At 47.5% G+C, this 13240-nt stretch carries 13 protein-coding genes; 10 read left to right on the forward strand and 3 right to left on the reverse strand.

The annotated features are described in order from the left end of the window. Positions 1-3: 3 nt before the first annotated feature. From EBB54_RS21780 to EBB54_RS21825, 10 genes are all read left to right on the forward strand, one after another. Positions 4-480, forward strand: coding sequence for a chemotaxis protein CheW (locus EBB54_RS21780; protein WP_125128971.1), 477 nt, complete (start codon positions 4-6; stop codon positions 478-480). 143 nt (positions 481-623) lie between these two features. Next, complete coding sequence (locus EBB54_RS21785) at positions 624-1436, forward strand: CheR family methyltransferase (protein ID WP_004071223.1); 813 nt, start codon at positions 624-626, stop codon at positions 1434-1436. A gap of 150 nt (positions 1437-1586) precedes the next feature. Next, complete coding sequence (locus tag EBB54_RS21790; protein ID WP_125128972.1) at positions 1587-2648, forward strand: protein-glutamate methylesterase/protein-glutamine glutaminase; 1062 nt, start codon at positions 1587-1589, stop codon at positions 2646-2648. Positions 2649-2843: 195 nt separating this feature from the next. After that, positions 2844-3143 carry a flagellar biosynthesis anti-sigma factor FlgM gene (locus EBB54_RS21795; protein ID WP_004071227.1) on the forward strand — a complete coding sequence of 100 codons (300 nt, stop codon included), beginning with the start codon at positions 2844-2846 and terminating at the stop codon, positions 3141-3143. A 103-nt stretch (positions 3144-3246) separates the two neighbouring features. After that, positions 3247-3717: a flagellar export chaperone FlgN gene (flgN, locus tag EBB54_RS21800; RefSeq protein WP_125128973.1), complete on the forward strand. Its 471-nt coding sequence runs from the start codon at positions 3247-3249 to the stop codon at positions 3715-3717. Between the two features lie 46 nt (positions 3718-3763). Beyond that, complete coding sequence (locus EBB54_RS21805) at positions 3764-5512, forward strand: flagellar hook-associated protein FlgK (protein WP_125128974.1); 1749 nt, start codon at positions 3764-3766, stop codon at positions 5510-5512. A 13-nt stretch (positions 5513-5525) separates the two neighbouring features. Beyond that, positions 5526-6554: a hypothetical protein gene (locus EBB54_RS21810; protein WP_125128975.1), complete on the forward strand. Its 1029-nt coding sequence runs from the start codon at positions 5526-5528 to the stop codon at positions 6552-6554. A 32-nt stretch (positions 6555-6586) separates the two neighbouring features. Then, on the forward strand, positions 6587-7192 hold the full coding sequence (locus tag EBB54_RS21815) for a DUF6470 family protein (protein ID WP_125128976.1): 606 nt from the start codon (positions 6587-6589) through the stop codon (positions 7190-7192). Positions 7193-7284: 92 nt separating this feature from the next. Next, positions 7285-7728, forward strand: a complete 444-nt coding sequence (fliW, locus tag EBB54_RS21820) for a flagellar assembly protein FliW (RefSeq protein ID WP_004071239.1) — start codon at positions 7285-7287, stop codon at positions 7726-7728. A 1-nt stretch (position 7729) separates the two neighbouring features. Next, a complete protein-coding gene (locus EBB54_RS21825) occupies positions 7730-7951 on the forward strand; it encodes a carbon storage regulator (RefSeq protein WP_004071241.1) in 222 nt (73 codons plus the stop codon). Between the two features lie 39 nt (positions 7952-7990). Here EBB54_RS21825 and cysK read toward each other — a convergent pair whose 3' ends face one another. The 3 genes from cysK to EBB54_RS21840 form a co-directional block, all read right to left on the reverse strand. Then, on the reverse strand, positions 7991-8920 hold the full coding sequence (gene cysK / locus EBB54_RS21830; RefSeq protein ID WP_125128977.1) for a cysteine synthase A: 930 nt from the start codon (positions 8918-8920) through the stop codon (positions 7991-7993). 108 nt (positions 8921-9028) lie between these two features. Continuing rightward, positions 9029-10348 carry an ABC transporter substrate-binding protein gene (locus tag EBB54_RS21835; RefSeq protein ID WP_125128978.1) on the reverse strand — a complete coding sequence of 440 codons (1320 nt, stop codon included), beginning with the start codon at positions 10346-10348 and terminating at the stop codon, positions 9029-9031. Beyond that, entirely contained in the window at positions 10335-12953 is a 2619-nt protein-coding gene (locus EBB54_RS21840; protein WP_330554572.1) for a response regulator, read from the reverse strand. The genes EBB54_RS21835 and EBB54_RS21840 overlap by 14 nt, the downstream gene beginning before the upstream one ends. Positions 12954-13240: the final 287 nt, after the last annotated feature.

A 13240-nucleotide genomic window follows, 5' to 3' on the forward strand; every position in this document is an offset into this window, starting at 1 on the left:
TTTATGTCAGCAGATACACATAAGAACACGGAGGTCGGCATTTCTGAGAATGAGGCTCCTGTTTCCACAGAAAGATTTTTAACATTTACTTGTGACGGATTGAATATCGGTGTCAGTACAAATTACGTGATCGAGATCATCACGGATCATTCCATCACCATGCTTCCTCTTGTCCCGGATTATTTAAAGGGCATCATCAGCATGAGAGGTGAGATCATCCCGATCATCGATATCCGTCTCCGCATGGGAAAGCTTCCTATTGAATATACCAGCACAACCTGTATCATCATCCTGGATATCAATGATGTCAAGATCGGTATCCTGGTAGACGCAGTACAGCAGGTTATGGACGTAGACCAGAGCCTGATCTCCCCGGTTCCGGTAGAGAACCAGCAGGAACTGATCCGCGGAATGGTTTCCTCAGGCGGCAATTCCGTAATCCTTTTCCTGGACTGCGAAAAACTGATTGAGGCATATTAAATACAAAAGCTTGTCATCGGCAGGACTGCAGCGCGGGCGTCCTGCTCCGGTATGCGCGGTTCGTGCGCATGTATGGCCGGATCCGCAGAATCAATGTACGGAACAGATACAGCGCATTTTAACAACAAAAAGGAGCAAGAAACATGTTAACGATAAATGACAGGGAATTCCAGCGTCTTGTAAAATTTGTACATCAAAATTACGGCATTGATTTGTCAAAGAAACGGCAGCTTATCACAGGGCGCCTTTCCAATACGATTGTTTCCATGGGATTCAACTCGTTTGAAGATTATGTAGAATACCTGATCAATAAGGGGAAGCCGGAAGACCGGGAGCTGATGCTGAACAAGCTTACAACCAATTATACTTATTTTATGCGGGAGGAAGCGCATTTCAAACTTTTCTCAGAGACGATTCTTCCTTATCTGGAGCAGACGAAGAAGGACAAGGTACTCAGCATATGGAGCGCCGGCTGTTCCTCAGGCGAGGAGCCTTACACGATCTCCATCATCCTGAAGGAATATTTTGCAAATAAGCCCGGCTGGGATACCAGAGTCCTTGCCACGGATATTTCACAGAATGTACTGCGGAGCGCGGTAAATGCAGTCTATGACGAGGATTCTCTGAAAGAATTGTCCCCTGCCTGGAAAAAGAAATATTTCCGCCCCGGAGAGGCGCCCGGAACGTACCATGTAACCCAGGATCTCCGAAATAACGTCATCTTCCGTACCTTTAATCTGATGGACCCGATCAAGTTCCGTCTGAAATTTGACGTTATTTTCTGCAGAAATGTTATGATCTATTTTGACCAGGAGACAAAGGAAGCGCTTGTGAAACGATTTTTTGATGCGACCAATGACGGCGGATATCTTCTGATTGGACATTCGGAAGGGCTGAACAAAGCCACAACGCCTTATAAATATCTCAAACCCGCGACTTATCGTAAGGTAAAATAAATATAGCGATCGCAACGAGCTGCTTTTGAAATTGAAACTTCAGAAGCAGCTTTTTTAAAAAACTCTAACATTTTGCACTATTATGTGGTAGAATAAATTTATGATGTTTGGCCAGGCAGTATTCTGGCCGAAAGAAAGGACTGATTTTTTATGAATAATACGATCAAAGTGCTGGTCGTGGACGATTCGTCTTTATTCCGTCAGATGATCGTACAGCATCTTTCCACCCAGCCCGGCATTGAAGTCGTGGGCTATGCGATCAATGCTTTTGACGCAGGCCAGAAGATTCCCAGGCTGAAGCCGGATGTACTGACTCTGGATGTGGAGATGCCCGGACTGAACGGTATTGAATTTCTCAAACAGCTTCTTCCGAAGAACCCGATCCCTGTCATTCTGGTGTCCTCCCTGAATCTGAGCGTGTTTGACGCGCTGTCCGCGGGCGCCGTGGATTTTGTCCGCAAGCCCGATATGAGCGCCGCCAATTCAAAAGATACATTTTTTGCAGCCCTTACGCTGAAAGTCCGCGCGGCATCCAAGGCCAGAGTTCGTGTGGCCCGGCAGAGTACCGGAGGCGGCGGAATTGCCGCACAGAATGTTCCGGCAAAGCCCATGCCCTTTCCGCCTATTCCGCGGACCGTACTGGATTCCACCATCATCGGCCTGGGGGCCTCCACCGGCGGAACGGAAGCCACTCTGGCAGTGCTGCAGAAGCTTCCGGCCAATATCCCCGGTATCGTGATCACCCAGCATATGCCGGAGGGTTTTACGGATATGTATGCACAGCGTCTTAACCGGATCTGCAGCATGGAAGTCCGGGAAGCGAAGAACGGCGATGTGATCCGTCCCGGCCTGGCCCTGATTGCTCCCGGAGCAAAGCAGATGGAGGTAGTTCGCTCAGGCAGTAATTATATCGTACAGTGTCACCCCGGCCCAAAGGTCAGCGGCCATTGTCCCTCGGTGAATGTACTTTTCAATTCCATTGCCAAAAATGTTGCCATTAAAAAAGTCGGAATCATCATGACCGGCATGGGCAGCGACGGCGCGGAGGGTCTCCTGCAGATGCGCCAGAAGGGCGCCTTTACAATCGGCCAGGATAAGGAATCCTGTGTCGTATATGGTATGCCGATGGTGGCTTACAATATCGGTGCGGTATGCACGCAGGCCTCCTGCGACAATATACCTTCCGTCCTGCTGAATCATTTAAAAGGTTAATGAAATCCGAATCCTGAAAACAGATGCGCGGCCTGCACATCTGTTTTTTTATCCCATTTTTTACGGGATTGGCTGTAATTAAATCTATTTTTTTAGGTTATGATTTTTCAAGTTATGCCGATATTCAAGATATAAACTATAAACTAATATGAATACAGCAAACAAAGACTGCAATGTTTAGAAAAGGAGTCCAGTATGAAAATAACGACTAACAACGTAATGAAAAGCTATCCTGATTTAAGGATTCATACAAAGGAAAATCCTGCTCCTTCTGCAGCTTCAAGTGACGGACATAGCTTTGATGCTTTGATCATACAGTCTAATCCACGACAGATTGAGGAGCATACCTTCGCAGAGTCGGTTTCCCGGCAGTTATCTTCCGGGATGGCAGAGACTGCTTCTGCAGAAAAGGTCCAGGATTTAAAGAATAAGGTTGCAGAGCATACGTATCAGGTTGATGCCTATGCCATTGCATCCAGGATTCTTCTGGTATAACAGCAAGTCAGGCGCAGAGCATTTTTTTCATGCCTTTCGCTGCTATACCGCCGAACCACAGATGAGGGGGAATCAGATTAATATTCCAGGAGGATTTGCGTGTATGAATGATTTTTCAGCTTTTGCTGATTTGATGAAGCAATTCATAGAACTTTTTGACACATTGATTCCGATTGAACAAGATAAGCTTGATGCCACTGTGAAGAACCGCGTTGCGATTGTAGAAGATTTTATGCACAAGGAACAGGCCGCAGTCATGCGCCTGAGAGGATTGGAGCAGAAGCGTGAAGCGGAACAGAAGCGTCTCGGACTAGAGGGCTGCACCTTCCGGCAGATTTTGGAAAAGATCCCGGATACGGATGCAGCCATGCTAAAGCCCCTGTTCGACAGAATTGATGGTCAGATCCGCAGCCTGCAGTCCCTGAACGGGACCATAAGGGATGCGATCGAAGTCAATCTCCGGGTCATCGAGCTTAACCTGACCGGAGATCCGGCCGGAAAGGCTACCTATTCCGCAGCCGGGCAAAAGACTGAAAATGGCAACAACAAACATTTTTCAAGCCGTTCCATATAAGGAGCCGCTGTAATGATCTAATACAATCAGGAGGAGGATCCATTTTATGATGCGTTCAACATTTGCCGGTTTCACCACCGCACAGCTCGCTATGGCTGCCAGCCAGCGTTCCATTGATGTGACCGGACAGAATATTGCAAATATTAATACTGAAGGCTATACGAGACAGCGTCTTGATATTGCCAGTTTAAATTTGAGAAACGGCAGTTTCTACAACTCTTCTAACAGTACCAGGGTAGGTTATGGTGTCGATATGACCGGGATCTCCCAGCTTCGCGACCCATTCCTTGACGCCCAGTACCGTTCTCAGATTGCCAAGCTCGGAACAACGGATGCACAGGCTGCAGGCTTGGAAAAACTGCAGGTCGCATTTGACGAAAGTACGACTTCGGGTATCAGGGATGCATTTATCAACCTCAGCAATGCACTCCAGACCCTTTCCAAAGACGACGGATATACAAGAGAAAATGACACTGTAGTACGTTCCAGAATGCAGATCATCGTGAACCTGCTCCGTGAAAAAGCAGTTTCCCTTCAGGATATCCGGCATGATACGCAGGAAAACTTCAAGGCTACAGATATTAAAGATCTGAATGCGACCTTGAAGAATATTGCGGAGCTGAATACCAGTATCAAAAACAGCCAGGTTCTTGGAAATCCTGCGCTGGAATTGATGGATGAGCGGAACCGACTGTTGGATGAACTGGGAAGCTATCTTCCGATCAATGTGGAATATTCGCAGAAGAAGATCGGAGAAGGATATTCCGTACAGGTTCTGGATGTGACCTTTACAGATACAGAAGGCGTAAGCCACCGCCTGATTTCTGACGGACGATATGGACAGTTCAGTACGGATATCTCCGGTAAGCCGGTAACGCTGACTCTGACCGATGCAGACGGATATACGAATGAGGTAACTGACAAAATCAGCGATGGAACATTAAAGGGAAGCCTTGACTTTATGAATAAGTCCGGCGACTTTGATGATACCGACTTCAAGGGACTTGGATACTACGAGAAGGTGCTTGATTCGCTGGTTAAGACGTTTGCAGAAGCGTTTAATGATGCTAATAAAAGTGTCGTACAGGAAAAAGTAACTGTCGGAAATGATGAGTATTTAAAGTTTACGGATACTGCAAATAATGTTGTTGTATATAAGGGAGAAAACGGAAAATATTACCAAGATAATAATGGCGTTCCATCTACTACTGAATTTACAGGTAATGTATCTGACTTAAAACCCAGTTATAAAACAGACCCCGTTAGCGGCGAATATGTTTTGGAAGAACGCCCCCTGTTTGAAGAAATAAATAAGGGAGAAGGCTTTTCTGCCCTGAATATTAAGGTTGCTACCGACTGGATTAACGGCACCTATGGTATCACCAATTCCAACAATGTTGTAGATGGTGTAGTTGGTTCATCAGCCAATGAAAATATTGTGAACATGATTAACATGCTTTCCAAGGAATTTTCATTTACTTCCAAGGGTACCGCCGGTGCAAATCAGAATATGGACGTAAGATTCTACACCGGAACTTTCTACAGTTGTTTTGCTAATATTGAGTCAACCCTTGGTATAGATATCTCATCTGCAAGTACGATGCTGGATAACCAGATCACCGTATTGAATCAAACTGCTAATTCGAGAGACGGCATCTCCGGCGTACAGTTGGATGAAGAAGGTATGAACCTATTGCATTATAATAAGTCCTACAGCGCTGCTGCAAGACTTATGACCACGCTTGATGAGATGCTTGACAAATTGATCAACGGCACCGGTGTAGTCGGAAGATAAGAGGAGGTTTAAAATGAGGATTACAACAAATGCAATTTTAAGAAATTATAATAAAAACCTTTCCACTTCTATGAAGAATCTGGATAATATGCGAAGCAGAGTTATGACAGGCAGAAAGTATATGTCTACTGCTGAAGATCCTTCCAGCGCACTGCGTGCGACCTCGTTGGAAAGAAAATACGCTAAAAATAATGATTACCTGGATACGGTAGATGATATCCAATCCCATCAGAATGCTCAGGAAGATTCTGCAATGCAAATCAGCAACATTGCATTGGTCCTGGCAAAACAATATGGAATAGAGGGAATGAACGGCACAAATCATACGGCGGAGACAAGAAAGACTTATGCGGATGCGTGGCGCGGTGCACAGCAGAGTATACTCCTCTCTTTAAATGCAACATATGGAGATGAATATGTATTCGGCGGCAGTGATGCAAAAAATATTCCATTTACTTTGGAAGAAGATGCTAATGGTAATCAAATATTGAAATACCGCGGAGTGGATGTGACTAATGGTGATCCAGCTGCTTTGGAAGAGTTATCGAAAGACACCCATTTTATTGATCTGGGCTTTGGACTTGATGTGGAAAACGGTACTCCGCCGAATACGCAGCATGCAATTGACCCTGCTACTGCATTTAACACCTCCCTGCCAGGCATAAATATGGTTGGATATGGTAAAGATGCGGAAGGTTACAGCAAAAATATGGTTATTCTTGCCGGGCAAGTCGCAGATGTGTTAGAAGAAGAGCCTTTTAATTATGAAGAATATAAAAAACTTGTTACAAAGTTTGAGGATGGACGTAATGACCTCCTTTCCGAGGTTACCATTCTTGGTACGCAGACAGAGTTTTTGACTACCACCAAAGATAGATTGGAGAACAATAAGATCCAGATTGCGGAAGATTATGACCATGTGGTCAATGTGGATATGGCAGAAGCGATTATGGACTTCTCGTGGGCTCAGTACGTTTATAATGCATCATTAAAGGTTGGAAACAATATTTTGACACCTTCATTTATTGATTTCATGAATTAATAGAAAAATAAGAGAGAAGGGAGGAAGACTTTATGGATCAACTCATTCAGATCACGACAGTTCCCATTCAATATGAGTTGAAGGTCAATAATGCTCGGCTGGAGTATTCGCGTTCTAAAGCAGAACTGGAAATTCATAGGAATGATGGCGGACTGTCTATCAAGAGCCGTCCTGTAAAATTGAAGCTGGATTCATTTCAGGCAAGAAATTCTGTTGTGCCGACGACTGCTACGAGTGTGAAGCAGTCCGCGCAGAAAGGCCAGCAGGCGGCTTACAGCGCTACTGCGCAGTTAGCGCAGGAAGGTCAGCTCTTATTAAAAGCAGATATCGGGCAGGATGTGATCGGGCAGATCATGCAGCAGAGAACGGCACAGCCAACGGGGGAATTTGAGCTGGGATTTACTCCGTCCGCACCAGTAGATATCAGCTACGAAGCGCCTGATCTGACAATCAATTATGAGATGGATAAGCTGAATTTTGATTTGAAGGTGGCAAACGGCAATTTCGAATTTATCCCAGGTAATATTGAGATGTCGATCACGCAGCGTCCGCAGGTATTGATTGAATATGTCGGCGGTCCGCTCTATGTGCCGCCGAGTGCAAATCCAGACTATGAACCAGTAGATGTAAGGGCTTGAGAAAGCCCTTATATTTATATACTCACGGCAGATTGATCTGACGTTCAGTATCGCTATTCAAAACAGCAGCATTCACCAGGAGGTATGTTATATTGGAAATTAATGCAAAATATTTTGGACAAGTTTCATATGAGGAAAACGAAGCAATCCACATTCTAAATGGATTGATCGGATTTGAAGCATATACGGAATATCTTCCGATTCCTTTTCATGAAGAAAATGATTCCCTGATCTCTCTGCAGTGTCTGCAGGATGAAGCGCTCTCTTTTATCCTGATGAATCCCTTTGGGCTGCTTGCGGACTACTCTCCTTCCCTGTCGAGGGAAGATCTGAAAGCGCTGGGAACGGAATCTGCGGAGGATCTTTCCTATTATGTAATCTGTGTCATGCGTGATTCGGTGGCTGAATCTACGGTTAACCTCAAAGCGCCCCTTGTGGTCAATGCGCGCAGCCGTCAGGCCAGGCAGGTCATTCTGGACCAGGCGGAATATACGTTCCGTCATGTGCTTGGAGAGATGATAAAGGAGGAATCATAGCATGCTCATATTACAACGCCGGAAAGGGCAGTCCCTTTCAATAAATAACAATATTAAATTGACCATCGTTGATACCGGAGCAGACTGGGTGAAGCTTGCAATCGACGCACCCAAAGAAATACCGATCCTCCGTACGGAACTGGTGGAAGCTGCGGCTGAAAACCAGGAAGCATCCCGGACTGTTTCCAGAGAAGTGCTGGATAAAATTCTGAAGCAAAGGTAAAAATATACCCCCGCCTGTGACAAGCGGGGGTGCTTCTTTTCAGCCAAATAATGGTGTGGAGTAATAGCGGTCTGCCGTATCCGGGAGAAGCGCCACGATTGTTTTCCCTTTATTCTCCGGGCGTTTTGCAAGTTGGATTGCCGCGTGCAGCGCCGCGCCCGAGGAAATGCCGACCAGGACGCCTTCATTTTTTGCGAGAAGCTTTGCTGCTTCGTATGCTTCCTCGCTTTCTATGGTGATGATCTCGTCGTAAATGTCTGTGTTGAGTACTTCCGGTATAAAGCCTGCGCCGATCCCCTGGAGCTTGTGAGCGCCGCTTCTACCTTCGGACAGTACGGGGGAATCCGCCGGCTCCACTGCTATGACCTTGATGTCTGCGTTTTGCGCCTTTAAGTATTCACCGGTTCCGGTCAGCGTGCCGCCGGTACCGACGCCTGCCACAAAGTAATCTACCTTTCCGTCCGTATCCCTCCAGATCTCGGGGCCGGTCGTTTTTCTATGCATAGCGGAATTGGCGGGATTCACGAATTGTCCCGGGATAAAGCTGTCCGGAATTTCCTTTGCCAGCTCTTCCGCCCGGTCGATGGCGCCCTGCATTCCCGCTGCGCCTTCTGTCAGTACCAGCTCTGCCCCGTAAGCCTTTAAAATGTTCCGCCTCTCTATGCTCATGGTGTCCGGCATGGTCAGGATCATGCGGTATCCTTTGACTGCAGCAATGGATGCAAGCCCGATTCCTGTATTTCCCGAGGTTGGTTCAATGATCACCGAGCCCGGCTTTAAAATGCCCTTCTCCTCCGCATCCTCAATCATGGCCCTGGCCACCCTGTCTTTCACGCTGCCCGCCGGATTGAAGTATTCCAGCTTCACCAGAACCGATGCCTCCAGCCCCAGCTTTTTCTCAATGTTCACAACCTCAACAAGAGGTGTATTTCCAATTAAATCCAATGTTCCTTTGTAAATATTCGACATGCTGTCCCCTTTCCGGCTTTTATGAAAATCTTACTGTTTCAGGGATTCCTACTGGAGCCTATCAAAATCTTACTGCTTCAAAGATTCCTCCCGAAGCTTATCAATATCTTACTGCTTCAAAGATTCCTCCTGGAGCTTATCAAACTCTGCCATGCATTCGTCCACCGAAGCTCCTTCCAGAAGCTTGCGCACGATCAGGCAGGTATTTCCCCACTGCTCCACCTTCATCCCTGCATTGGAGCCCAGGACGTAGACGTTTTCCTTGATTTTGTTATTCAGCGGCTTTAATGCGTCAATGCACTCTACTTCCACATTTTTGGATGGGGAGATCACCTTATTGTTTTCCGCATAGAGCTGCAGCGCTTCATCGGAAAGTACGATCTCCAGGACGTCCAGCGCGTCCTCCATGTGCTCCGCATTGGCGCCCACCGCATAGCCGGTCACGGACACCACCGGCATGGGGCCACGGCTGCTGGGAAATCCGATGACCTGAAGCTCAAAATCTGTTTTTCCATATGCGGTATCTGAATTTGCCGCCCCCCAGTAGGCCATTACGATGGGGATTTTCTGTGCCAGAAAGTCCGGTCCTTCTCCCTCAATCGCCTCGGAAACCAAAGCTTTTTCTGCGTCAACATATCCCAGGTCTATCAGCTTCTGCAAAAATTCAAATCCGGGGCGCATATAGTCGCTGTACTTGCTCTCTCCCTTATTCAGGGCTTCGATCTCAGCCGCCGTATTTCCCCCGTTGTATAGATCCGCGTATGCCTGGGCAAAAACGAAGTTTTCCAGCCACCAGCGGTTAGCGCCGATGGGGGTCTGAATCCCGTTTTCCTTGAATACCCTGCAGCATTCCAGCAGGTCTTCAGGAGTTTCCGGCAGTTCCAGTTCGTATTGGTCAAACATATCCTTGTTGACAAACAGGCCGTTGGCTACGACCTCCTGGGGGATCGCTACCAGCTTCCCGTCTACCTCGTTTGCCGTCTTTACAACGTCCCGGAGATTTTTTACGCATTCCAGGCCGGACAGATCCAGAAGTTCCCCTTCTGATCCCAATATCTGGATGGTGTCCGGATTGAGCAGATACAGATCGTCCATATCGTTGCGTACCCGGTCGATCCCCACATCGTCATAGGTTTTGTCCTGATAGTCGTCCGCCGTATAAGTCCTGTACTCTACAATCAGTCCGAGCTGCTCCTCCGCCATGGCCACCGTCAGGTCAAATGCGCTTCTTGCGGCATTTTTTGCATTCGGTTTTGTTTTTTCCATAGGGCCGAACAGGTTGACTACCTTATTATCCTTTTCATCATTTTTGATCAGATTGCTGCTTGCCTTCTCTTTATCTCCGCATGCTGCCGTCAGCAGCACAGCCGCTCCTGCCAGGCACAGTACAGCCGATTTGCGGATACGCCCCCTCTTATTCCTTTTCATGGACTATTCCTTTCTTAATTATACACTGTTTTATAACTTCCTTTAACAAGTCGATATCAATCGGTTTTGCCAGGTGTACGTTCATTCCTGCGTCCAGGGCTTCTTTTTCATCCTCGGCAAATGCATTTGCCGTCATGGCTATGATGGGAATGTCTGCCGCATCTTCCCGGGCCAGAGAGCGGATCGCCCTTGTGGCGTCATAGCCGTTCATCACCGGCATCTGAACGTCCATCAGGATCGCGTCAAACTCGCCTGCCTCCGCATTGGTAAAACGCTCCACAGCCATACGTCCGTTTTCAGCCACTTCGCATTCTGCCCCTTCAATCGAAAGGATTTCCACCAGAATCTCGGCATTGATCTCGTTATCCTCCGCGGCAAGAAAACGCAGCCCCTCCAGCGTGGTCTCCTCCACGGTCTCTGCCGGCGCATCCTCCCGTCTTCCTGTCTGCATATCCAGAATCTTTTCTTTAAATGCAGATACGAAAAATGGTTTGGCCAGCATTTCTGTGTTTTTCATATGAAGGGCTTCTTCAATCCCTTCTGCGTCATAGGATGCAAGGAACAAAAGCGGCACCGTATCCGGCAGGACTTCCCGAAGCTTTTCGGCAGCCCGGATACCCTCCATTCCCGCCGCATTCCAATCCATCAAAATCAAATCATAGGTAAACTCTGCGCTTTCCTCCCGGATCAGACGGACGGCCTCCTCTGCGTCAAATACTGTATCTACGCGGATTCCTGTATCTTTCATGAGTACCTGAATACTTTCCGCAGTTTTTGCATCGCCGTCCACGACCAGCATACCGGCAATGCCGTTTTTCTCCCAGAACTGGTGATCCGCCCGGCCTTCCGGTATGCGAAATTCCAATTCTACCTTGAACAGGCTTCCTTTATCGACCTCACTGGAAACATCAATGGTCCCTCCCATAAGCTCTACGATATTTTTTGTGATGGCCATGCCCAGGCCCGTGCCCTGGACTTTATTGGTGGTGCTGTTCTCCGCCCTGGTAAATGCGTCAAAAATGGTTTTGAGATATTCCGGCGTCATTCCGTAGCCATTGTCCTCCACCTCGATCCGAATGTGCTCATACTGGCTGGAGCGCTGCTTCAGCCCGATGATGCGGAACCAGATGCTGCCGCCCTCGGGAGTATATTTTACGGAATTTGAAAGGAGGTTGATCAGGATCTGGTTGATCCGTGTCTCGTCTCCCATCAGATACTCGTGTTTGATGCCGCTCACTTCCACGTGGAAGCTCTGGCCCCTCGCCTGCGCCATGGGGCGGATGATGGCGTCCACGGAGGATACCAGATCACTCAGGGTAAATTCGTCAATCGTCAGGACGACTTTTCCGCTTTCGATCTTGGATACGTCCAGAACGTCGTTGATCAGGCTGAGCAGGTGCTGTCCGGAGGCAGTAATTTTTTTTGTATATTCTCTCACTTTCACCGGGTCATCCGCGTCTTTGGCAAGCAGTGTCGTAAAGCCCAGAACCGCGTTCATCGGTGTCCGGATATCATGGGACATGTTGGAAAGGAAGGTGGTCTTGGAATTGCTTGCGATCTGCGCAGCCTGCAGGGCTTCCGCAAGCCGCTGGTTATGAATCTCGCGCTCGGCTTCCCGTTCCTTCCGAATCTTGTTCTGCTGTCTCTGGTTGATGGAATACAGCAGACAGCACAGGAAAAACGCAACAAGCATCACAGTTATCACGATGATGATATTCTGATTGACGGTCCGCCCCTCCTGCTGGATCGCTTCAATCGGTACATAGCCGATCAGGTAGATCGACCCATCGTTGACCGCCCACATATAGTTGAGCGCGCTCTTTCCCTGCACATCGTGATAGAACAAAATGTTATCGCCTTTTTTTATGCACTCGGCAACCTCTGCCTGCAGCTCCTCCTCCTGGATGTTGTTGGCCCGGTAAAAATCCTCCAGATTCAGATGCCCTGCGTCGCGCTCGCCCATCCCCTTGGGCTTTAAGACCATCCTCTCGCTCTGGGTGTCCATGATATAGAGCATGGCATGCCCATTGTAAAAACCGTCCGGGAGCGACCGGTCCAGCGCGTCATACACGTATTCGATGTAAAGGGAAGCGATTTCCCGTCCGTCCTTTTCCACAGGACATTTTATCGTATAGGCCCAGGTGCCCATATAGTTTACATATGATTTGGAAATCGGAATCCCGTCTATCGTCCAATTTGCTGAAAAGTCCAGTTCTTCCTCGGTGAACGTCTCTCCGGTATTTGAGATGCCTTCCTCTTCCCCCGAAAGTATCAGCGACATCTTCACCATGGTCTTGTTTTTGTTATAGGTTCGGATAAATTGCTCCGGGTCTCCGATTTCGGCGATCTCATCCGCGATCAGCTTCTGAAATTCCGCTTCTTTCAACAGGATCGCATCGATCGTCCCTTTCATCAGCTCCAGGCTTTCGCTCAGATTTTGAATCGCGGACGAGGACATCTCCGCTGAAATTTTCTGTGCCACGGAAAATATCACTGCTCCAAAAATGCTGAAAACTAATATAATAGAAAGAAGCAGAGAAAAACTTTTGTCGTTCTTTCTTTGGTTCTGCTTCTTTTCCATTCTTTTTTCCTGTTTTTTTTCCATTTCTTTTTTCACTGAATGACCCTTTTTCCATTATATGGAATTATTTGTTTACCGCCACAGATTTCCAGCGGAACTCCACAGATAATTACAGGAATATTATACCTCTTTATATATTTTCGTGTCAACATGATTTGGTTGGGTATGATGGATAAAAAGAGGGGCACTGTTACTGTGAGCACCCGGCCAGGGTGTGAACAGTAACGGGGCACTTACTGTTCAAACGGCACCTTGCACTGCGCTGCAAGGTGTCCGACCAATGAAGTGATGACAGCGATATATCCAGCCCC

The sequence above is a fragment of the Schaedlerella arabinosiphila genome, from assembly GCF_003885045.1.
Classification (GTDB): Bacteria; Bacillota; Clostridia; order Lachnospirales; family Lachnospiraceae; genus Schaedlerella; species Schaedlerella arabinosiphila.